Here is a 21,544-nt window from a genome sequence, read left to right as displayed (position 1 = left end):
GCTTTCAGCACAAAGGAGATGACGGAAATTATCAGAAATGACGGCAGTACAACACCAAGCGTTGCACAGACAGCACCGAGCGTTCCTGCGGTGCGGCTGCCCACAAAGGTTGCGGCATTGATCGCCACCGGACCCGGTGTGGATTCGGCTATTGCAACGACTTCAAGTATGTCCTCATTGCTCAGCCATTTTTTATTGTCACAGACCTCACGCTGTATCAGCGGTATCATCGCATAACCGCCGCCGAAGGTAAACGCTCCTATCTTCATAAAGGTCAGGAACAGGTCAAGGTTTTTGTTCATTAGATCACCCCATATCAGAAATGTTCAGCGAACTGCCCGAACGGAAGCCGAAAAGCAGAAAGTCTGAAAAAATTAAACGTAATCTTAATTTGACCCACCAAAGTAGTGTCTCTTCTATTATACACTATTTTGGTGGTTTACACAAATTTCAGGATAGACTATACGGCGTTTTATTACGGTCGTTTGCTTTGGTAGTAAGATAATACGCGCATTCGCCGCTGTTTACGATTTTGAACTAAAATAATGCTGATCAAAAAAAGTTAAGCGTTTTAGCCATGTCAGTAAAAACGCTTTTACTTTTATTGTCAGAAAAATAACTGTGCCTGATCTGACAGGGAATTTCAAATTATTATCAGATCGGAGCATCCAGAATAAAATGGAGTTGAAACCTCGTTATGTCTGTGGTATAATATGTAATGGTCTTGGAGGAAGACTTATTTTTATGACATAAAGTTAGTCGACTCTAACCAAATAGGAGGTAATTATGAAAGGTAAAGATCTGATCAACATCGGTATTTTCTCAGCGATCTATTTTGTTATCGTGTTCATTATCGCAATGCTCGGTTTTATACCGATTTTCCTGCCGCTTCTGGCGGTGCTTGTCCCGATACTCGGCGGAATACCGTTTATGCTCTTCCTGACAAAGGTCAGAAAATTCGGTATGATATGGATCATGAGCATCATCATGGGGATTCTTATGCTTCTGACCGGTATGAGCTGGCTGCCGCTTGCGGTATCCGTATTCACCGGGCTGATCGCAGAGCTTATCTATAGAAGCGGAAAGTATAAGAGTGCCGCAAAAGCTGTAATCACGAACGGAATATTCAGCCTGTGGGTCGCTGCAAACTATCTGCCGCTGTTTTTTGCTGCGGAGAAATACTGGGCTTCCCGTCAGAATTTCGGACAGGACTACATCGACACCGTTACAAAACTAATGCCGACATGGATGTGTCCGGTTACATTTATTGCAGCGTTTGTATGCGGTATCATCGGCGGACTGATCGGAAGACGTTTGATGAAAAAGCATTTTGAAAAGGCAGGCATTGCATGAGCCGTGACATTTTCGATACACTCGACAAAGCCGGCTTCGGCTCTAATGTTCACGAGATCGCATCAGAGGGCAATTGCAGAGTATTGCGCCTTGAGGATAGATCAGGCGAAGGTTTTATGACGATGTACCGCGTGTTTGACGGTATATATCTTATGTATAACGATTTTCATATGAAGCACTGTGTATCGGAGTATCAGAATGCGGATACGGTGCTTTGTATAGACCACTGCCGGGAGGGACGCATCGAGCATGAAAACTCCCTCGGCGAGCGCTACTATATGGAGGCAGGCGATCTGCGTATTGACAAGCGTGTGCATCATGCAGGCAGAGTCGAACTGCCGCTTTCCCACTATCACGGCATAACCATAGGGTTTATGCAAGGGGCAGCGCAGGAATCACTCCGGCATGAGATGCCGTTTCTTTCAGTTGATCTGGATATGCTTGGCAAAAAGTTCTGCCCTGAGAATAAGGAATTTCTGCTCCGTACAAATGAACAGCTGAATGTTGTTTTTTCACAGCTGTACCATACGCCTGAGAGTATGAGGCTTGATTTTTTCAGGGTGAAGATCGCAGAGCTGCTTCTGCTGCTTTCTGCCGTTGACACCGCTGCAAATTCAGAACAGCGTCAGTATTTTCCTGCAAGCCAGACATCTAAGATCAAGGAGATACATTCCCTTATCACGAGCAGACCCGATAAGACTTTCACGGTCGAGGAGCTTTCCGAAATATCAGGAATGCCGCCTGCTTCCCTGCGAAAGGTGTTTAAGGCAGTATATGGCACACCTGTGTATCAGTACATCAAAAGTTATAAGATGAAAACGGCGGCAGAAATGCTGATTTCTGATCGGAGAGTGAATATCGCTGACATTGCACAGCGGCTAGGATATGACAATGCTTCAAAATTCTCTGCGGCATTCCGTGATGTCATGGGCGCAACACCGCAGAATTATCGTAACAGACAGGAGGATATTTAATGGGAAAGGATAAAAACGGCTCATTCGGCTGGCTGCTCAGGCAGTCCGGTGAGCGAAAAGGAAAGTTTGCCGCAAGCGTTATACTTGCGGCGATCAGTATGCTCTGCGGTATCGTGCCATACTATTTTATTGCGCGTATCGTAAAAGACCTGCTTGCAGGCAGCACCGATAAAAGCGCATACATCATCAATTGTACTGTGATACTTGCGCTGTGGCTGGGACACTCGCTGTTTCATGCACTGAGTACGGCTAATTCACACCTTGCGACATTTCACACACTTGCAGTGATACGCAAAAAGGCTCTTGATAAGCTGGCAAAAATGCCTCTCGGCAATGTTATCATTCAGCCTTCGGGCGCTCTGAAAAGCACGATCGTGGAGCGTATCGACAGTATCGAAACAACGCTTGCACATATTCTACCTGAGTTCACGACCGGCATCGGCGCTCCGATAATTATACTGATATATGCGTTCACGGTGAACTGGAAGCTGGGACTTGCAGCGCTCATCACGGTGCCGCTGGGGTTTATCTGCTATATGCTCATGATGTTCGGATATGAGGAGAATTACAGCAGGACTGTCCGTGCCACAAAGGCACTCAATGCCGTCACAGCGGAATATATAGGCGGCATTGAGGTCATCAAGGTGTTCGGCAAGGCACAGTCCAGCTATGAGAAATTTGCTGCCGCCGCTAAAGAAAGTGCCGCAAGTTTCGTTGACTGGATGCGCAAATGCAACGTGTATATGACCTTTGCTATGTGCATCATGCCTGCGACAATGCTTTCCGTTCTGCCCATCGGTGGTATCATGACCATGCACGGAACGATCAGCACAGCCGATTTTATCACCGTCATTATTCTGACAGTAGGTCTGATTGAACCGTTTCTCGGTATCATGTCCTATGCTGATGATATTGCTCAAATGGACACGATCGTGACAGAAGTCAGAAATATCATAGATGCACCCGAAATGGTACGCCCCGAAAAGCTGACGAAAACTATCAGCGGAGGAGATATTGTACTTGACAATGTACATTTCGGCTATGATGACAAGGAGATCATCCACGGCATTTCAATGACGATCCATAAGGGCGAATTTATCGCGCTTGTCGGACCTTCCGGCAGCGGCAAATCCACCGTTGCAAGGCTTATCGCAAGCCTCTGGGATGTCAGCAGCGGAAGTATTTCTCTCGGCGGTGTGGATATCAGGGATATTCCCCTTGACGATTACAATGATAAGATCGCCTATGTTTCACAGGATAATTATCTCTTCGATCTGACTGTCCGTGAGAATATCCGTCTCGGAAACCAGTCTGCGACCGACAGTGAGGTTGAGGAAGCGGCAAGAAAATGCGGCTGCCACGATTTTATCATGAGCCTTGAAAGCGGCTATGATACAGTTGTCGGTTCATCAGGCGGACATCTTTCGGGCGGTGAGCGTCAGCGTATTTCTATTGCAAGAGCCATGCTCAAAAACGCGGATATCATCATTCTCGATGAAGCAACAGCTTACACAGATCCCGAAAATGAAGCAGTCATTCAGAAGAGCGTTGCAAAACTCGTGGAAGGCAAAACGCTTATTGTTATCGCACACAGGCTCTCGACCGTGAAGAACGCCGACAGGCTCTATGTCATCAGGGACGGTATGATCGCAGAACAGGGCACGCACGAAGAACTTCTTGCACAGAACGGTCTGTACAGTAAAATGTGGGCGGCACATATTTCAGCAAAGGACGGTGAGGACAATGTTTAAGATACTGAAAAACTTCTTTGATTTCTGCAATGCGGAGGACAGAAAACGCTTCTATATTTCCATTGCCCTGAACCTTTTGCAGGCGATGTTTGAAGCACTGAAAATACCTGCTATCGCTTGTATGATTTCGGCACTCCTTGATAAAAACGTAACCTCAAAAACCTGTCTGACCTGCCTTTGCATCATGCTTGTGAGCGTGATCGGTGCAGGCATTGCAAAGAGCAAAGCGACCATGCTCCAGACTGAGGGCGGCTACAACACCTGTGCTAACAAGCGTATGCAGCTTGCGGAGCATCTGCGTTATCTGCCCATGGGCTACTATAACGAAAACAGCCTCGGGCATATCATGTCGGTGACGACAAATACTATGCAGAATCTTGAAAATGTCGCCACAAGAGTAGTTATGCTGGTTTGCTCGGGATTGCTTTCCACTGCGGTCATTACCGTTATGCTGCTGTGCTTCGACTGGCGTATCGGACTGATCCTCTGCGGCGGACTTGTGGTATTCTTCCTGATAAACAGCGGTATGATGAAAGAATCCTCAAGTATGGCGAAGCAGAAATTCGAGAAGGATTCTGCGCTCGTTGCAAAAGTCATCGAGTACATTCAGGGTATTTTCGAGGTCAGGACATTCCGACTGACCGGCAAACGCAGTAAAGACCTTAACGTTGCGATAGACGAGAACGAACTCGCCAATTCGGCTATGGAGTTAAAGCTCATTCCCTATATGACACTGCAAAGCTTCTGGCTAAAAGCTCTCGGAACGATCATCGTGCTGGTATCGATCCTGCTGCATATCGGCGAAACAATGGACTTGCTGACAACGATCATCATGATCATCAGCTCCTATCTGATCTATGCGCAGCTTGACAATGCAGGCAAATATTCCGCTCTGCTTAGAACAGTCGATGTATCGGTCAGGCAGGCGCAGGAGATCCTTGCAACGCCGCAGATGGATATTTCGGGCGAGGATATTCAGCCAGAGCATTTTGACATAACAGCGGAAAATATTGGCTTTGCATATGAGCAAAGAAAGATAATCGACGGCATTTCACTGCATATCCCCGAGCGCACAACTACGGCTATCGTCGGACCTTCGGGTGGAGGAAAAACAACACTCACTTCGCTGCTTTCACGCTTCTGGGACGTGGACGATGGAACAGTCACGCTGGGCGGCAGAGATGTGCGGGAATACAGTATGGACGCTCTGATGAAGAATTACAGCTTTGTGTTCCAGCGTGTGTACCTGTTTGCGGATACCATAGCCAATAATATACGCTTCGGACAGCCTGATGCACCCATGGAAAAGGTCATAGATGCGGCGAAAAAGGCTTGCTGCCATGACTTTATCATGCAGCTTCCCGACGGGTACGATACTGTCATCGGCGAAGGCGGAGCAAGTCTTTCGGGCGGCGAAAAACAGCGTATTTCCATTGCAAGAGCTATTATGAAAGACGCTCCGATAATAGTCCTTGATGAGGCGACTGCAAATGTTGATCCCGAAAACGAAGCCGACCTGATGAAGGCAATTGACGAACTGACCAGAGAAAAGACCATTATTATGATAGCACACAGGCTCAAAACCGTCCGCAATGCCGATCAGATACTTGTTATAGACAGTGGCAGGATAGCACAGCAAGGTACACACGATACGCTTATGCAGTCGGACGGCATTTACCGGAGATTCGTGGAAAGCAGGCGTGAAGCTGCTTCGTGGAGACTGTGAAATGTTTACGGCAGACATTGAAAACAGAGGTCTTGTACTCGATCCGCGGACAAAGCTGTTTGTGATGATAACGCTTGTAGTATTTGCGCTCGGCGGTACAGGCAGTGATATTTTGGCAGTCCACTATGGCACTATCGTCATCAGTATCCTTCCTGTCGCACTGCTTATGACTGCAAAACAATACAGAAAGGCGGCTGTATTCGGTATCTTGTATACACTGATCAAATCGGCAGAGATATTCATTGTTCCCAATATCACAGGTGCCGTACTGAGCGTTATCGGACTGTGCTGCCTGATATTTGTACGGCTTATGCCCGGACTTGTCATGGGCGCATATATGCTCTCGTCAACGACTGTCAGCGAATTTATCGCAGCGATGCACCGTATGCACATTCCGCAGCAGATCACGATACCGCTGTCTGTGATGTTCCGTTTCTTTCCGACCGTACTGGAGGAATTCAGGGCGATCAGCACTGCAATGAAAATGCGTGACATTCGCATCGGCGGCAGAAATGCAGGTAAGTTCATAGAGTACCGCCTTGTGCCGCTCATGGTCTGCTCGGTGAATATCGGCAGCGAACTCTCGGCGGCGGCTCTGACTCGCGGACTTGGCACGGAGGTACGGCGCACGAACATTTGCAGAATAGGATTTCATATGCAGGACTTCGCCGTAGCAGCAGTCAGCGGGACAGTGTACATATTGTGGATACTTGGTATGACAGGAGTGGTAAAATGAGCGAGAATGCGGCTGTCCTGAGAGGCGTCACATTCAGATATGCAAATGGAGGGCAAGGAGCGTTAAATGCTCTCGACCTCGAAATAAGGCACGGTGAATGCGTTTTGCTCTGCGGCAGCTCCGGCTGCGGAAAAACAACCGTCACACGTTTACTGAACGGCTTGATACCGCACTATTACGAGGGTATGCTTGACGGTTATGTGTCCGTCATGGGAAAGAATATCTGCGATACCCCGATAGAAGACCTTGCAGGCATCGTCGGCAGTGTGTTCCAGAATCCGAGAAGCCAGTTTTTCTGCGTGGATACCACAGCAGAGCTCGCATTCGGGTGTGAGAATATGGGTTTGCCTGAATCTGTTATTCAGCAGCGAATCGACAGCACCGCTGCAGATATGCACATTCAAAAGCTGCTCGGCAGAAGCATTTTCAATCTGTCAGGCGGTGAAAAGCAGAAGATAGCCTGTGCAGGTGTAGCGGCTATGCTGCCGGAACTGATCGTACTTGATGAGCCTACCTCCAACCTTGACCTTGATGCGATCGACGAGCTGCGTGAGATAATCCGAAAATGGAAATCGCAGGGCAAAACGATCGTCATTGCGGAACACCGGCTGGGCTGGCTCAGCGGATCATGTGACAGAGTACTATTTATGGAAAACGGCGGTATTTCAGCAGAATTTACAGGTGAAGCGTTCTTTTCTCTGCCTGCGGAAAAGTTCAGCAGTATGGGGCTTCGGGCGGTCCTGACAGCCAATAATCACCTTGAAAGCAAAACAGGATTGACACAGATAAAACCATTTGAGGACATTGATATGATAACGCTCAATGGTTTCATATATGGCTACGGAAAGCAGGAAGTGCTCAATATTCCTGAGCTTGCTATACCGATAGGTGCAGTAATTGCTGTGGTCGGCCACAACGGTGCGGGAAAATCCACGTTCACAAAATGTCTGTGCGGACTGCAAAAGCGTTTCAAAGGCACGGTCAATATCAACGGGAAAGCATATCGCTCAAAGGATATGCTGCGGCTTTCATACATGGTCATGCAGGATGTGAATCATCAGTTGTTTGCGGAAACGGTACTGGAGGAAGTCATGCTCGGTACTGAAGATTCCGGAGAACAAACTGCATTGGATATTCTTCAAAAGCTGAATATTTCAGAATACAAAGACCGACACCCAATGTCACTTTCCGGCGGACAGAAGCAGCGTGCTGCGATCGCTTCGGCGCTGCTTGCTGGCAAAAAGCTGCTTGTATTTGACGAGCCCACAAGCGGTCTGGATTTCCGCAGTATGGAATGTACGGCGGAGCTTCTCCGCTCGCTGGATAAGGAAATCACTGTGCTGATCGTGACACATGATATGGAACTGATCGACCGCTGCTGCACACATATTCTGCATATTGAAAACGGCGGGATCGAAAGCGAATACAAAGGAAAGGAAACAACATGAAACAGACACCTACTTCGCACAAAACAACTGAGCCAACTCCGGCTGAGCAACAGCTTGCCAAAAGTACATTTTCCTTTTGTATGGAGCATAAGCAGGAGCATTTTACGATCTCGTTTCTTGCAGCCCGTGCAGGTGTTTCTCCTACAAAACTCAAGCTGGCATACCGCCGCATTTATGCCGCTCCATTATTTGCGCATATCCGCAAAGAGAAAATGCTTTGGGCTGCCCATGAGTTAGAGATAACTAATTTGCGTGTCATTGATATTGCCGAAGCCTGCGGCTATGACAATGCAAGCAAATTTTCCGCGGCATTTTGCAGCGTCCTGGACTGTACGCCCACAGAATACCGCCGTGTCCGTTTGGAGTAGAAAGCAAATCATTACTATGCTATAATGTTTAAAACGGAGCAACTGCTCCGGAATAAAAAAGAGGTGATCTGTATGAGCCGTCTACCTTGGGCAAAGCTTGGCTTATTTGCAGGCGGTGTGCTGTTTGGTACAGCCGGCATCAAGATTCTGAGCAGCAAAGATGCAAAAAAATGCTATACAAACGCAACTGCTGCTGTCCTTCGTGCAAAGGACACTGTGATGGAAACTGTCACAACCGTTCGTGAGAACTGCGATGATATTCTCAGCGATGCAAAGGACATCAACGCAGAACGCGCTGCTGCCGAAGCAGAAGCTGCCATTGCGGATACAGCTGAAACTGTCATTGAAGATGCTGCCACTGAATAAGCAGAAGAATAACCAGATACAGACCGCTCCGGCGGTCTGTTTTATTGTGAGGTGTTGTAAATGAAATGTAAGATACTGCATGAATCAAAAGGGCGTATCCGCGTCCGTTTCTGCCAGAACTATATGACGCTGCATCAGGCGGATATGGCTGAATATGCACTTTCTGCGGTCAGCGGCATCACCAAAGTTCAGGTATATGACCGCACTTGTGACGTGATCTTGTATTACTGCTGTGATCGGAAAACGGTGCTGTCTGCACTCGCGCATTTTCGGTACAATGAGGAAACGGAAGCGCTTGTTCCGGCACAGACAGGCAGAGTGCTGAACCGTGAATACGAAGAAAAGCTGGCATCTGCGGTCATGCGGCGTGTTATCCACAAATTCCTGCTGCCACTGCCTTTCCGCCGGCTGATTTCTTTTTTCACAGCGCTGAAATATCTCCGCAGAGGGCTGAAATGCCTGATGCACGGAAAACTGGAAGTCGAGGTGCTCGATGCTGTTGCGATCACTGTGTCGATGCTGCGCGATGATTTCAATACTGCCGGAAGCGTGATGTTCCTTCTGAAGATCGGTGATATTCTCGATGAATGGACGCACAAGAAATCTGTCGATGATCTCGCAAGAACCATGTCGCTCGGTGTGGAACAGGTATGGATGCAGACGGAGGACGGACAGGAGATGCTTGTTCCCGTCACACAGATCCAGAAGGGCGACCGTGTCATTGTGCGTACCGGCTCAATGATCCCGCTGGACGGAAAGGTGATCGCCGGCGATGCGATGATCAATCAGGCATCTATGACTGGCGAATCCGTACCGGTTCACAAATCTGAGGGCGCTTATGTCTACGCAGGAACTGTTGTCGAGGACGGCGAATGCACAGTACAGGTCGAGAATACCGCAGGCAGCGGACGGTATGACCGCATCGTGAAAATGATCGAAGAATCGGAGCATATGAAATCATCAGCAGAGAGCAAGGCTTCACATCTTGCTGACAAGCTCGTGCCGTGGTGTCTGGGCGGAACGCTGCTGACCTGGCTGCTGACACGCAATGCAACAAAGGCTGTGTCGATCCTGATGGTGGATTTCTCCTGTGCATTGAAGCTCGCCATGCCGATCTCGGTGCTCTCTGCGATGCGCCAGTGCGCAGAAGCAGGTATTACGGTCAAGGGCGGCAAATTCCTCGAAGCGGTGGCCGATGCAGATACGATCGTATTTGATAAGACCGGCACACTGACACATTCGCAGCCGCGTGTAGCACAGATCATTCCGTTCGGCGGTCGTGATGAAACAGAAATGCTGAGACTTGCAGCCTGCTTAGAGGAGCATTATCCCCACTCTATCGCAAACGCAGTAGTTGCTGCGGCTGCTGAGAGAGGACTTGAACACGAGGAGTTCCATTCAAGGGTAGAATATGTTGTCGCTCACGGTATTTCGAGTATGGTCGAAGGCGAACGTGTACTCATAGGAAGTCATCATTTCATCATTGAGGACGAGGGCTGTACTCCGCCTGATGAGCGTATCTTCAGGCATTTGCCGATGGAGTATTCTCACCTTTATCTTGCCATCGGCGGTGAAGTCGCAGCAGTGATATGCATTGAAGACCCGCTCCGTGAAGAAGCCGCTGATGTTGTGCAGAAGCTGCATGAATACGGTATATCCCGTGTGGTAATGATGACGGGCGACAATGAGAGCACCGCTAAAGCTGTTGCTGAAAAGGTCGGTGTTGACGAATACCATGCAGAGGTTCTCCCCGAGGAAAAGGCAGCGTTCATACGCACCGAACACGAAGCAGGGCGCAAGGTCATAATGATAGGCGACGGTGTGAACGATTCTCCTGCTCTTAGTGAGGCTGACGCAGGCATAGCCATAAGTACAGGAGCTGCCATAGCCCGTGAAATTGCGGATATTACTATCTCGGCAGATGACCTCTATGCACTTGTTGAGCTTAAACGTTTGAGCAACGCACTGATGAAGCGTATCAGCCGGAATTACCGCACTATTATCGGATTCAACGGCGGACTTATCGGACTTGGAGTACTCGGCGTACTTCCGCCTGCGACATCTGCTTTGCTGCATAATGCTTCGACATTGGCGATCGGTCTGAAAAGTATGACCGATCTTACGGTATAAAAGGCAGGCAATATAGGACAGTACAAATATAAGCGGTGCTATGTGGAACTCACAGCACCGCCTTTTATTATACTCTATCACTGATATATCCATAGAAAGATCCACGCCAGCACTGCCGAAACAGCGACCTCTACGATCAGCTTCGGGATCTCTTTTCCGTCCCATTGCGGTTCTACGCTCCAGACTGCCGGTGTTTTGCCGGTTTTCTGTTTGATGAGCATACCGAATATTTTTGTTCTTGTGAACATCCACCAGTCAAGAACAAGCGCATCAAAAATCGAGATCATCCAGAAGAAGATCACAAAGCGAAGCGTCAACAGTTTGAAATCCATGCCTGAGGTCACGCCTTGTCTGCCTGCTGATATGATCGTTATGATATACAGAACGCCGATGATCACAGTTAATATAGCAAGCGAGATTTTACCCTTCCGGCTGAATTTTCTGCTGATACCATGTTCCTCAAGCAGTTTTTTTGCCTTTGGCGTCATACACCAGTATGCGATCTGCGGCGCTGAAAATGCACCGATCAGGCAGAAGGCGGTAAGGAGTATGATCCCGATCAGACCATATAGGAAGCTAAAAACCATTCTTATCAACTCCTTGAATTGCAATTTATCACTATCTTTTTACTGCACTGAAATATATCATTGAGCCTTCAACTGCAAGATCGGTAATATCATAAACCTTTTGTAACCGCTTTCTCAATTTGTCGGCAGTATCGAATGGAGGTGTGAACCAGCCTTTCTTAACAAGAAAATTGCACACAAGACTGTCTGTTATCTTTGACTCCCCCTTGATATAAAAGGGCAACATCACTAAGTCCACATACACAAGTTACAAGCGGTACATGGACGTACACATGATACCATTCTTCAAGAAGATGAAGGTCAAGGTCAAGGAGATCACAGGCGATGAGATAAACGAGTATTATGCTTATCTCCGCGGCAGAGGTATGAAAGGTACTTCCTGCCAGCGACATCACTCGCTCCTGCACCTTGCATTCAAATCTGCTATGAAGCGGCGTATTATTCCGACGAATCCCGTCGATCAGGCTGACCGCCCGAAGTCGGTGCAGTTCATCGGCAGCTACTACAACGCTGAGGAGATAAAGCAGCTCATCGACTGCACAAAGAACGATCCGCTGCATATCGTAATCGTGATTGCTGCCTACTACGGACTGCGCCGCAGCGAGGTCATCGGACTTAAATGGTCGGCGGTGGACTTCGTCGGTAAGACCATAAGCATCAGCACAAGGTGTTGCAGGACGAGGACGGAGTGACAGGCTACGATGTAATGAAAACAAAATCGTCATACAGAACGCTTCCGCTGATACCCGTAGTCGAGCAGGCACTCATCGCCGAGCGTGAAAAGCAGGCTGAAATGAAGAAAGCCTTCGGCAGAGGTTACTGCAAGAAGTACAAGGAATACATCTGCGTGGACGCTGTGGGAGAACTGATACGTCCCAACTATGTATCAGACCACTTCCCGATAGTGCTCAGGCAGAACGGTCTGCGGAAGATACGTTTCCATGACCTGAGACACAGCTGTGCCAGTCTCCTCCTTGCAAACGGAGTGCAGATGAAGCTGATACAGGAATGGCTCGGTCATAGCGACATAAGTACAACGAGCAACGTGTACAGCCATGTGGACAGCGAAAGCAAGAAAATGAGTGCCGAGGCGATAGCCAAAGCGCTCTCAAACGAATCGGCTGAAGCAACAGCCGTATAACATTAACTGAAAGGCACTTGCAGTTTTCTTGCAAAAACAAGTCGGTCGTAATGCAAACAACTGCGTTATAATAAAATAGTTCCGCCCCTCGCAAAAGGCGGAACTACGCGGCAAACGCCGAATTTCAATTGGCGCAGCGAGTGGGATTCGAACCCACGTCCCTCAAGGGGCATCATGATTTCGAGTCATGTCCGTTATGACCACTTCGATATCGCTGCGTATTTAATTTAACAATAAAACTGCGAGAAAACTGCGAGACAGCCAATTTGAAATGCAAATATGAACACGGCTGAAGCCACGCAGAACAGGGATAAATCAAAGTGTGGCAAGCTCAAAACCGACTATGTTTCGAGTCATGTCCGTTATGACCACTTCGATACCACTGCATAAAATTACTATGATATTATACCATACTGAGAAAGTAAAATCAAGGGATTTGTAAAAAAATAATATTATAACAAAAAGAGCAGGTTCTCCCCTGCTCTTTTAATTATTATGTCAGAAGGAACATTCTGCCGCTGAAAGGCGGAATATCCATACTTATACTGCCTTCTGCACATAAAAATTTAGTACTGCCATGCGGCGTAGAACCGCTGTAGAGCTGATCGTCTGAGTCAATAAGAAGCTCCGCCTTGTACTCTGCGCCGATACGGACCGAGTAACCGAACTGTGACCAGTCTGAGAAATTAAAAACTGCCAATATATCGCCGTCAGCGGATTTCCTGCGTATAGCGTAAACGCACCTTTCCACTGAATTGCAGTCCGACCACTCGAAATTACCCGTGTCATAGTCATAATGAAGCGCACTTTGCTCAAGATATATCTCATTCAACCGTTTTATATACTCACGGAATGAGTCGTGAAGCGGATATTTCAGCATATCCCAGTCCTGCTGACGCTTCTCGTCCCATTCGCGGAGCTGAGCAAACTCACTTCCCATGAAGTTGAGCTTCTTCCCGGGGTGGGCTATCATATACATATACATAGCCCTTGCCTGCGGAAATTTCTCCTGATACTGACCGTTCATTTTCTGTGCAACAGTAGCCTTTCCGTGAACGACCTCATCATGGGAAAGCGGCATAATGAACCGCTCGTTATAGAAGTAAAGCATAGAAAATGTCAGCTTATGGTAATCTCTTGAACGGTACATAGGAGCGCTCTGAAAATACTCAAGAGTATCGTGCATCCAGCCAAGATCCCACTTGTAGTCAAAGCCCAGTCCGCCTGCAAAAACAGGAGCTGTCACTTTCGGATATGCCGAAGAATCCTCAGCGGCTATGATAGCGGTGGAGTGCCGTGCTTTAAGTCCGCTGTTCATGGATCTAAGGAATTCTATTGCCTTTTTGTTCTCGCCGCGGCGCTCATCACCGTTCCAGTATATCATATTGCGTACCGCGTCCATGCGCAGACCGTCAAAATGATAAACCCTCAGCCAGTAATCAGCGGCAGACTGTATAAACGACCTTACCTCGCCTTTTGAGTGGTTGAAATTACGGCTTCCCCACTCGTTATAGCCTATATCGTCGCTTGGGTATTCATAGAGCTTAGTTCCGTCGTATTCCGTGAGCCCATAGTGGTCAACTGCAAAGTGGACAGGCACGAAGTCCATGATAACGCCGATACCGTTTTTATGGCATTTATCCACAAGCTCCATAAGTTCATTTGGTGTCCCGTATCGCGCAGTAGGCGCAAAAAATCCCGTGCTCTGATAGCCCCACGACTCGTCGCATGGGTGCTCGCTGAGTGGCATCAGCTCGATATAATTATAGCCCATTCCGCAGACATACTTCACCAGCTCGTCGGATATCTCGCTGTAGCTGAACCAGCCCTCCTCGTCCTCATCTGAGCGCCTTTTCCATGAACCCAGATGAATTTCATAGATATTCAGTGCTCTGTCAAGGCAGACCGAGCGCTCCCCCAACCATTTCTCATCACCGAACTCATAGTCTGTAATACTGCGGATAACAGAGCAGGTCCCGGGACGAAGCTCCATACCGAAGCCATATGGATCGCAGTGATCTATAAAATCGCCATTTTTGTCGTAGATACGGTATTTATAGCGCATTTCCTCCTTAGCCTCATCAAGAGAAAGCTCAAAGAACCGCCCGTCCTCAACGGGCTTCATGGGAACAGGCTCCCAATCGCTGAAATCGCCGATAACCGAGACCTTTGACGCATTGGGCGCATATGTGCGGAACACCGTCCCCTCACCGCTTAAATGGGCGCCGAGATACTCATAGGCTTCAAACTCATTACCCTCATAAAAATTTCTTATGTCCATACTATCAACTCCAAAAGTCATATATCCCTTTTTGTTGATTATATCACGATATACAGGCAAAGTCAATGATGTAGAATTGACCAAAGAGGCTGTGCCGGACCTATACAAAATAACCATTTACTTTAGCACTTTTCATCTGCAAATCGTTGAAATGCCGTGTTGACACTTTTAAAGTCAGATGGTATAATTTATATGTTGAAATATCAAGGGATATAAACCTTTCAAGGGAGATAAAAGCATGAAGAATACATTCGGTTCAAGCGTTTCCATAACAGTTTTCGGCGAGAGCCACGGCACTGCCATCGGAGCTGTCCTTGACGGCTTGGCTTCCGGAATAGAGGTGAACGAGGAGTTCATCGCCGCTCAGATGAAGCTCCGCCAGTCAGTGGGAGCTCTTTCCACACCGCGCCGCGAGGGCGACAAGGTAAGGATAGTCAGCGGAGTATTTAACGGCAGAACTACCGGTACGCCCATAACCTTTATCATAGAGAATGAGGACACACGCAGCAAGGATTACGGCGAGCTTGCATACAAGGCTCGTCCCGGACACGCCGACTACTCTGCACAGATGAAGTATCACGGCTTCCAAGACTTCCGCGGCGGCGGACACTTCTCGGGCAGGATAACCGCAGGCGTCGTAGCCGCAGGTGCTGTAGCAATAAGCGCTCTCAGGAAAAAAGGCATAAATATTGCAACTCATATCCTCTCATGCGGCGGAGTTTTCGACCGTACATTTGACGATATTCAGGCAGACATCAACAGGCTCAACACTATGGAATTTGCAGTTCTCGACGACGAAAAGGCACAGGCGATGCAGGCTGCAATAACAGCCGCAAAGGAGGACGGCGACAGCGTAGGAGGCCGTCTTGAGACTATCATCACAGGAGTTCCCGCAGGCGTTGGCGAGCCGTGGTTCGACACTGTCGAAAGCGTTCTCGCCCATGCACTTTTCGGTATCCCTGCGGTCAAGGGAGTCGAATTCGGCGCAGGCTTTGCAGCTGCTGATATGCGCGGAAGTCAGTGCAACGACAACTTCCGCACAGAAAACGGCACACTCACCGCTGCTACCAACAATAACGGCGGAATCCTCGGCGGTATAACTACAGGTATGCCAATACTTTTCAGAACTGCTATCAAGCCTACCCCCTCCATTTACAAGGAGCAGCAGACCATAGATATGCGCACTATGGACAACACCACATTGCAGATAAAGGGACGTCACGATCCTGCTATCGTTCACCGCGCAAGAGTAGTAGCCGACAGCATAACCGCGCTCGTGCTCTGCGACCAGCTTTCGCAGCGCTTTGGCACAGACTGGCTTGCAGCTAATTCATAATTAAAGTCATTCTACCCATGAAAGGGATTCCAAAGGGACTGTGTTCCTTTGGCGGAGTGACTCCCCATAAAATGGGGAGATGTCGCGAAGCGACAGAGGGGACGTACCTGTTAGGTCAGAGGCGGCGCCTCTGGTGGGGTGTGGGGCAAAGCCCCGCAGTTACAAAAGCGCTTCGCAAGGGTGAATTTCAAAAACAGTCCAGTGGACTGTTTTTGAAAGAGGGACGCCTTGCAAGTGAAGGCGTCCCTTAATAAATAGAACTATTGCCATTCTGAATGTGTCGGTATCTACCGACACATTTTAGTATCAGAAGAATATCTTTGCAGAGGATATTGAGCAATTTATAGACAAATTGTCCCACATCAGACAAAATGCGTAAGGAGATAAAAACATGAAACTCGGACTTCGCCGCGGCACAGTAGCAGTTGAGCCCCATGACCGGCAATGGGAAGTGGCTGCACAGCAGACAATATCAAAGCTTCGTGAGATACTCGGGAACACCGCTGTGGATATACAGCATATCGGCAGCACATCTGTCAGAAATATCTGTGCAAAGCCAATAATCGACATAGCTGTGGGAGTTCGCTATTTCAGTGATATTTTTGAGAAAAATGAAATACTTGAAAAAAACGGCTTCATCTTCCGCGGACAGGACGTCCCACAACAGTATCTCTATGTCTGCGGAGATGAGGATTCCAGAACTCATCATATCCACACAGTTATCTACGGCTCAGAGCCGTGGAACAACTACATAAACCTGCGCGATTATCTGAACTGCCACAAAGCAGAAGCACAGGCGTATTCACAGCTAAAGGAGAAGCTTGCAAGGCTGTATCCCGACGACAGAAACAGGTATACTGAGCTGAAAAGCGGACTCATAGCTGAAATACTGAAAAAAGCCCACGATTGGCGCTGCAAATCATAATTCAGCTTTGCTAAATTATGATTAGTTGAGAGTTTAGAGTGTAGAATTGAGAGTTAATGAGTTCGCTTCGCTCACGTTATTTAAATTTTGTCGCCGCAGGCGACAACATAACTTTCAACTCTCAGCTCTCAACTCTCAACTAAAAATGGCGACCAAAGGTCGTCATTTTTTACTTGACCTTTTTTCGTTTTTGTGCTATTATAAAGAGTATTGTAATTGTAATCATGAAGGAAGAAAGGTAACGAAATGCATTTTAATGAACTGAATTTATCGCAGGAGCTTCTCCGTGCTGTTGACGAGCTGGGATATACGGAGATGACGGAGATACAGCAGCAGAGTATCCCCCTGCTCCTTGAAGGACGCGATGTTGTGGGACGCTCCAACACAGGCACTGGAAAGACAGCCGCTTTCGGTATCCCTGCCGTAGAGAGCATAACCGAAGCCGACCGCAAGTCCGCAGTCGTGCTTATCCTCTGCCCCACCCGTGAGCTTGCAATGCAGGCAGCCGAGGAGCTCCGCAAATTTGCCAAATTCAAAGAGGGCGTAAAGACCTCAGCGGTTTACGGCGGCGCAAGCATGGAAAAACAGATACGCGAGCTGAAACGCGGCGCAAATATAATCATCGGAACTCCCGGACGTGTCATGGACCATATCCGCAGGAGGACACTGAAACTTGAAAATATCCGCACAGTAATACTTGACGAAGCCGACGAAATGCTGAATATGGGCTTCCGCGAGGACATTGAGTCAATACTCGCAGATGTTCCCGAGGATAGACAGACAGTACTCTTTTCAGCCACAATGCCAAAGGAGATAATGGCGCTCACCGAGAAATACCAGAACGATCCTGTACATATCAAGATTAAGTCAGCTCAGAAAACAGTAGAGCTCATCGAGCAATTCTACTTTGAGGTGGCTATGGGACGCAAGACCGACGCTTTGAAGCTCCTCCTTGCGGCTTACAAGCCGACCTCCGCAATGGTTTTCTGCAACACAAAGGTAATGGTAGACCAGCTGACCGAGGAGCTTGTAAAGAGCGGTTTCCGCGCAGCAGGACTTCACGGCGATATGAAGCAGATACAGCGTACACAGGTGATGAACAGCTTCAAGAACAGGGCTGCCGAGATACTTGTTGCTACAGACGTAGCTGCCCGCGGCATCGACGTCAGCGGAGTTGACGCTGTGTTCAACTATGACCTGCCCCAGGACAACGAGTACTACATTCACCGTATCGGCAGAACAGGCAGAGCAGGCAGAACAGGTACAGCCTATACCCTTATAAGCGGCAGACGTCAGCTTTTCGACCTGCGCGCTATCGAGAAATATACTCATGCCGAGATACGTGAGATGCCACTCCCCGAAAAATCCGACATCATAGCAATGAAAAAGGAATCCATGATAAAGGAGATAGCCGAGGCTCAGGCAGGTCACAACGCATATGATATACTTGACAGACTGGCTTCTCAGGGCATAGACTACCGCGAGGCAGCCGCAAGGGTACTCGAAAAGCAGCTTCGTGCAGAAACTGAGACACTCCCCGACTTTGAAAACACAAAGCCGCTTAAAAAGGGCAGAAACAGCGGTGCAAAGACCGTCAAGATAGTAATTAATATCGGCAGGAACCGCCGTATTGCTCCGAATTTTATTCTTGGAGCTCTCGTTGACGCAACGGGAATGACAGGCAGAGACTTCGGCAAGATAGACATCTTTGACGAGCACACCACCGTAGAAGTCCCGGAAGCTGAATATGAATACATCATCGACAGCACAGACTCTATGAAGATAAACGGCAGCAAGGTGGAGGTAAAGCTCTACAAGGGCGGAGATTCAGGTGCCCGCAGAAACCGTCGTCCCGACGACAAACCACGATTCGACTGCAAGAAGTCCGCATACGGCAATAAGAAAAAATCGGAGATATACTCCGACTACATACCGAACCGCAAAAAGCGCATGAAGAAAAGACACTGAGAGGTGATATAAATGAGCAAAAGCAGCAAACCGCAGAAATCCACGGCAATGAGGATACTGATACTTGTTATGGCTGGTATCATGATACTTGGCGCAGCAGCACTTCCCTTCCTTAGATGATCAGCTAAAGGATAATATAAGGGCGTGAGGCGTGGCGCCGCTGCGCCCACCTTCGTCCAATAAAAATAAGATATGCAAACAATATGTGCAGAAGCTTCAATGAAGCTTCTGCCTTTTTGTTTTTTCTGCGGCTGACACGCCTTGACATATTTCTCAGCCTGTCTGCATTATAATACTAATATGAGGGAGGTGCGGCTTGGAAACGATATACATTGACGTACTTATAGTGCTGAATATCTATGTGAATTACTTTCTGCTGCGCATAACGGCAGGTCTCACCCACTCCCCTCTGCGGACATGGCGCTGCGTATCCGGAGCTGTCTGGGGAAGTCTCTTTTCACTGACCATACTACTGCCCGAGCTTGGAACGGTCATTCCGCTGCTGATAAAACTTATGGCGGCAGTGAGCGTAGTCATGATCTCATTCGGCATAAGAGGAAAAAAACGGCTGTTTATCAACACTCTTGCCTTTTTTGCCGCAAATTTTGTCCTTGCAGGCACAGTTTACGGAGCTTATTCCCTGCTGAAGCCGCGCTCCATGCACTACCGCAACGGCAGCTTCTACATAGATTTCTCGCTGCTTATCCTTATAGTGACCACAGCCGCTCTGTATTTTGCACTTCGGCTCATACGGATAATAACAGACAAAGCTCCTGTGGGCAGCTATCATGTCCTCGTCCGCTCAGGCAAAAAAATTCTGAACCTCAGCGGACTTGCAGACACAGGGAATGTACTTGTGGACTATTTCACAGGCTCTCCCGTGATAATCTGCTCAGATGAGACATTTTCAGAGCTTACAGGAAAAGAGCTGGACATATCACTGCTGCCGAAAGGATTCCGTCTGCTGCCCTGCACGGCAGTATCAGGCAGCGGACTTATCCCTGTATTTCGTCCTGATGAGGTACTGATATACAGCGATGACAGTGGTGAACGCAAGGCAGTGGACGCACTTATAGGCTTCGGAGAATGCGGCGGAAAGGCAGTATTCAACCCGAAGCTGCTGAAAATATAGCGAATACCAATAGAAAGAAGGAGAAAAACAATGAACATCATCGAAAGAGTAAAAGCATTCCTAAAAAAGCATTTCACAGGAGAAGTATTCTACGTGAACGGCTCTGACACCCTGCCGCCGCCACTGACACGGGCAGAGGAAGAAGAAGTATTCGCGCGGCTCACAGAACGCGATCCCGAGGCACGTAATATCCTAATAGAGCATAATCTGCGCCTTGTGGTCTACATAGCGAAAAAGTTCGAGTCCACGGGCATCGGCATAGAGGACCTTGTATCTATCGGAACTATCGGGCTTATCAAGGCTGTAAACACATTCTGTCCCACAAAGAATATCAAGCTCGCCACATATGCCTCGCGTTGTATTGAGAACGAGATACTCATGTTCCTGCGTAAGTCCTCACAGTACCGCAACGATCTTTCCATAGACGAGCCGCTGAATATCGACTACGACGGCAACGAGCTGCTCCTGTCAGACATTCTCGGAACTGACGACGACATCGTCAACAAGGGTATAGAGACTGAGGCAGAGCGTGAGATACTCCGCAATGCTGTGTCGGAGCTCTGTGACCGCGAGCGTGAGATAATGGAAATGCGCTTTGGTCTCATCGACGGAAAAGAAAAGACGCAAAAAGAGGTAGCCGACAGCATTGGCATATCGCAGTCCTACATTTCGCGTCTTGAAAAGAAAATTATAAAAAAGCTCCGTATAAAGATAGAGAGCGTATACTGATTCAGCGGACAGCCTCCGCAAAGGCTTTCATTTTATCAAAGTCCTTGAAGCCGTCGGTCTCAAGGCAGGAGCTTGCGTCCACCGCAAAGGGGCGCAGCTTTTTCACAGCCTCGCCCACATTTTCGGCAGTAAGTCCGCCTGCAAGGAAGAAATCCCTTCCCACATTCTGAATAAGCGACCAGTCAAAGGTCTCCCCAGAGCCGCTGCCCGAATCAAGAAGGATATAGTCTGCGTAGGAGCGCTTTGCCGCCTCTATGTCTGCCTCTGAGCTGACCTTAAAAGCACGTATCACAGGTATTCCGTGCCTCCTGAGCTCCGCTGCATAGTCCTCGGACTCGTTTCCGTGGAGCTGCGCCATTTTAATAGCACCGCTCTCTGTCAGAGCGATGACATTTTCAATAGGTTCGTCAACAAATACTCCCACAGGAGTTATCTCAGTACTGAGGACCTTAGTAAGCCTCTCAGCTATTTCAGGCGCCACACAGCGCCTGCTTTTTTTTGCGAAAACGTAGCCTATATACTCGGGCAGAAGTATATTCGCATACTCAATATCTTCTTCACGGCGCAGTCCGCACATTTTTATCTTAGTCATA

Annotated in this window: 21 protein-coding genes and 1 tRNA gene; 16 read left to right on the top strand and 6 right to left on the bottom strand. The window is 48.3% G+C overall.

Translation table 11 applies throughout. From position 1 onward, the window contains the following. A partial coding sequence (locus K5677_RS02495) for a chromate transporter (protein WP_296724269.1) occupies window positions 1-302 on the bottom strand: 302 nt, incomplete at its 3' end. Window positions 303-786: 484 nt separating this feature from the next. On the opposite strand from K5677_RS02495, the gene K5677_RS02490 reads away from it, so the two are divergent. From K5677_RS02490 to K5677_RS02450, 9 genes are all read left to right on the top strand, one after another. Beyond that, the gene (locus tag K5677_RS02490) at window positions 787-1,353 is read left to right on the top strand and encodes an MptD family putative ECF transporter S component (protein ID WP_296724268.1); all 567 of its coding nucleotides are present in this window, start codon (window positions 787-789) and stop codon (window positions 1,351-1,353) included. After that, the gene (locus K5677_RS02485) at window positions 1,350-2,327 is read left to right on the top strand and encodes an AraC family transcriptional regulator (protein WP_296724265.1); all 978 of its coding nucleotides are present in this window, start codon (window positions 1,350-1,352) and stop codon (window positions 2,325-2,327) included. Before K5677_RS02490 ends, K5677_RS02485 begins: the two co-directional genes overlap by 4 nt. Next, complete coding sequence (locus tag K5677_RS02480) at window positions 2,327-4,078, top strand: ABC transporter ATP-binding protein (protein WP_296724264.1); 1,752 nt, start codon at window positions 2,327-2,329, stop codon at window positions 4,076-4,078. The genes K5677_RS02485 and K5677_RS02480 overlap by 1 nt, the downstream gene beginning before the upstream one ends. Continuing rightward, a complete protein-coding gene (locus K5677_RS02475) occupies window positions 4,071-5,804 on the top strand; it encodes an ABC transporter ATP-binding protein (protein WP_296724261.1) in 1,734 nt (577 codons plus the stop codon). The genes K5677_RS02480 and K5677_RS02475 overlap by 8 nt, the downstream gene beginning before the upstream one ends. A gap of 1 nt (window position 5,805) precedes the next feature. Beyond that, entirely contained in the window at window positions 5,806-6,540 is a 735-nt protein-coding gene (locus tag K5677_RS02470) for an energy-coupling factor transporter transmembrane component T (protein ID WP_296724259.1), read from the top strand. Beyond that, window positions 6,537-7,988, top strand: coding sequence for an ABC transporter ATP-binding protein (locus K5677_RS02465; RefSeq protein ID WP_296724257.1), 1,452 nt, complete (start codon window positions 6,537-6,539; stop codon window positions 7,986-7,988). The genes K5677_RS02470 and K5677_RS02465 overlap by 4 nt, the downstream gene beginning before the upstream one ends. Next, window positions 7,985-8,356, top strand: a complete 372-nt coding sequence (locus K5677_RS02460; protein ID WP_296724255.1) for an AraC family transcriptional regulator — start codon at window positions 7,985-7,987, stop codon at window positions 8,354-8,356. Before K5677_RS02465 ends, K5677_RS02460 begins: the two co-directional genes overlap by 4 nt. 72 nt (window positions 8,357-8,428) lie before the next feature. Next, window positions 8,429-8,722 (top strand): DUF6110 family protein, encoded by a 294-nt coding sequence (locus K5677_RS02455; RefSeq protein WP_296724253.1) that lies wholly within the window; start codon window positions 8,429-8,431, stop codon window positions 8,720-8,722. A 60-nt stretch (window positions 8,723-8,782) separates the two neighbouring features. After that, complete coding sequence (locus K5677_RS02450) at window positions 8,783-10,852, top strand: heavy metal translocating P-type ATPase (RefSeq protein ID WP_296724251.1); 2,070 nt, start codon at window positions 8,783-8,785, stop codon at window positions 10,850-10,852. Between the two features lie 77 nt (window positions 10,853-10,929). On the opposite strand, the gene K5677_RS02445 is transcribed toward K5677_RS02450, so the two are convergent. Together K5677_RS02445 and K5677_RS02440 are read right to left on the bottom strand one after the other, a co-directional pair. Next, on the bottom strand, window positions 10,930-11,439 hold the full coding sequence (locus K5677_RS02445; RefSeq protein WP_296724250.1) for a hypothetical protein: 510 nt from the start codon (window positions 11,437-11,439) through the stop codon (window positions 10,930-10,932). Window positions 11,440-11,470: 31 nt separating this feature from the next. After that, complete coding sequence (locus K5677_RS02440) at window positions 11,471-11,665, bottom strand: hypothetical protein (protein ID WP_296724247.1); 195 nt, start codon at window positions 11,663-11,665, stop codon at window positions 11,471-11,473. Between K5677_RS02440 and K5677_RS02435 the strand changes: the two genes are divergently transcribed. Together K5677_RS02435 and K5677_RS02430 are read left to right on the top strand one after the other, a co-directional pair. After that, window positions 11,664-12,131, top strand: coding sequence for a phage integrase SAM-like domain-containing protein (locus tag K5677_RS02435; RefSeq protein WP_296724275.1), 468 nt, complete (start codon window positions 11,664-11,666; stop codon window positions 12,129-12,131). The two genes, K5677_RS02440 and K5677_RS02435, sit on opposite strands and share 2 nt — an antisense overlap. A gap of 14 nt (window positions 12,132-12,145) precedes the next feature. Beyond that, a complete protein-coding gene (locus K5677_RS02430) occupies window positions 12,146-12,580 on the top strand; it encodes a site-specific integrase (RefSeq protein ID WP_296724245.1) in 435 nt (144 codons plus the stop codon). Between the two features lie 129 nt (window positions 12,581-12,709). Here K5677_RS02430 and K5677_RS02425 read toward each other — a convergent pair. Next, a tRNA-Ser gene (locus K5677_RS02425) sits at window positions 12,710-12,798 on the bottom strand. 275 nt (window positions 12,799-13,073) lie between these two features. Next, entirely contained in the window at window positions 13,074-14,861 is a 1,788-nt protein-coding gene (gene glgB, locus K5677_RS02420; protein ID WP_296724243.1) for a 1,4-alpha-glucan branching protein GlgB, read from the bottom strand. A gap of 238 nt (window positions 14,862-15,099) precedes the next feature. On the opposite strand from glgB, the gene aroC reads away from it, so the two are divergent. From aroC to sigE, 5 genes are all read left to right on the top strand, one after another. Beyond that, complete coding sequence (aroC, locus tag K5677_RS02415) at window positions 15,100-16,197, top strand: chorismate synthase (RefSeq protein ID WP_296724242.1); 1,098 nt, start codon at window positions 15,100-15,102, stop codon at window positions 16,195-16,197. Window positions 16,198-16,588: 391 nt separating this feature from the next. Further along, window positions 16,589-17,122 carry a GrpB family protein gene (locus tag K5677_RS02410; protein ID WP_296724240.1) on the top strand — a complete coding sequence of 178 codons (534 nt, stop codon included), beginning with the start codon at window positions 16,589-16,591 and terminating at the stop codon, window positions 17,120-17,122. Between the two features lie 246 nt (window positions 17,123-17,368). Next, window positions 17,369-19,090: a DEAD/DEAH box helicase gene (locus K5677_RS02405; protein ID WP_296724236.1), complete on the top strand. Its 1,722-nt coding sequence runs from the start codon at window positions 17,369-17,371 to the stop codon at window positions 19,088-19,090. 316 nt (window positions 19,091-19,406) lie between these two features. After that, window positions 19,407-20,222, top strand: a complete 816-nt coding sequence (locus K5677_RS02400) for a sigma-E processing peptidase SpoIIGA (RefSeq protein WP_296724233.1) — start codon at window positions 19,407-19,409, stop codon at window positions 20,220-20,222. 30 nt (window positions 20,223-20,252) lie between these two features. Further along, on the top strand, window positions 20,253-20,951 hold the full coding sequence (gene sigE, locus K5677_RS02395) for an RNA polymerase sporulation sigma factor SigE (RefSeq protein ID WP_296724231.1): 699 nt from the start codon (window positions 20,253-20,255) through the stop codon (window positions 20,949-20,951). A gap of 1 nt (window position 20,952) precedes the next feature. On the opposite strand, the gene K5677_RS02390 is transcribed toward sigE, so the two are convergent. Beyond that, window positions 20,953-21,543 carry a phosphoribosylanthranilate isomerase gene (locus K5677_RS02390; protein ID WP_296724228.1) on the bottom strand — a complete coding sequence of 197 codons (591 nt, stop codon included), beginning with the start codon at window positions 21,541-21,543 and terminating at the stop codon, window positions 20,953-20,955. Window position 21,544: the final 1 nt, after the last annotated feature.

Source organism: Ruminococcus sp. (assembly GCF_024684275.1).
Note: the sequence above shows the minus strand (reverse complement) of the source record. Positions and strands in the feature narration are given on the sequence as shown.

Bases quoted from the DNA above. Each gene is read 5' to 3' on its own strand.
- K5677_RS02490 (WP_296724268.1), top strand. From the start codon at position 787: ATGAAAGGTAAAGATCTGATCAACATCGGTATTTTCTCAGCGATCTAT.
- K5677_RS02485 (WP_296724265.1), top strand. From the start codon at position 1,350: ATGAGCCGTGACATTTTCGATACACTCGACAAAGCCGGCTTCGGCTCT.
- K5677_RS02480 (WP_296724264.1), top strand. From the start codon at position 2,327: ATGGGAAAGGATAAAAACGGCTCATTCGGCTGGCTGCTCAGGCAGTCC.
- K5677_RS02475 (WP_296724261.1), top strand. From the start codon at position 4,071: ATGTTTAAGATACTGAAAAACTTCTTTGATTTCTGCAATGCGGAGGAC.
- K5677_RS02470 (WP_296724259.1), top strand. From the start codon at position 5,806: ATGTTTACGGCAGACATTGAAAACAGAGGTCTTGTACTCGATCCGCGG.
- K5677_RS02465 (WP_296724257.1), top strand. From the start codon at position 6,537: ATGAGCGAGAATGCGGCTGTCCTGAGAGGCGTCACATTCAGATATGCA.
- K5677_RS02460 (WP_296724255.1), top strand. From the start codon at position 7,985: ATGAAACAGACACCTACTTCGCACAAAACAACTGAGCCAACTCCGGCT.
- K5677_RS02455 (WP_296724253.1), top strand. From the start codon at position 8,429: ATGAGCCGTCTACCTTGGGCAAAGCTTGGCTTATTTGCAGGCGGTGTG.
- K5677_RS02450 (WP_296724251.1), top strand. From the start codon at position 8,783: ATGAAATGTAAGATACTGCATGAATCAAAAGGGCGTATCCGCGTCCGT.
- K5677_RS02445 (WP_296724250.1), bottom strand. From the start codon at position 11,439: ATGGTTTTTAGCTTCCTATATGGTCTGATCGGGATCATACTCCTTACC.
- K5677_RS02440 (WP_296724247.1), bottom strand. From the start codon at position 11,665: ATGTTGCCCTTTTATATCAAGGGGGAGTCAAAGATAACAGACAGTCTT.
- K5677_RS02430 (WP_296724245.1), top strand. From the start codon at position 12,146: ATGAAAACAAAATCGTCATACAGAACGCTTCCGCTGATACCCGTAGTC.
- glgB (WP_296724243.1), bottom strand. From the start codon at position 14,861: ATGGACATAAGAAATTTTTATGAGGGTAATGAGTTTGAAGCCTATGAG.
- aroC (WP_296724242.1), top strand. From the start codon at position 15,100: ATGAAGAATACATTCGGTTCAAGCGTTTCCATAACAGTTTTCGGCGAG.
- K5677_RS02410 (WP_296724240.1), top strand. From the start codon at position 16,589: ATGAAACTCGGACTTCGCCGCGGCACAGTAGCAGTTGAGCCCCATGAC.
- K5677_RS02405 (WP_296724236.1), top strand. From the start codon at position 17,369: ATGCATTTTAATGAACTGAATTTATCGCAGGAGCTTCTCCGTGCTGTT.
- sigE (WP_296724231.1), top strand. From the start codon at position 20,253: ATGAACATCATCGAAAGAGTAAAAGCATTCCTAAAAAAGCATTTCACA.
- K5677_RS02390 (WP_296724228.1), bottom strand. From the start codon at position 21,543: ATGACTAAGATAAAAATGTGCGGACTGCGCCGTGAAGAAGATATTGAG.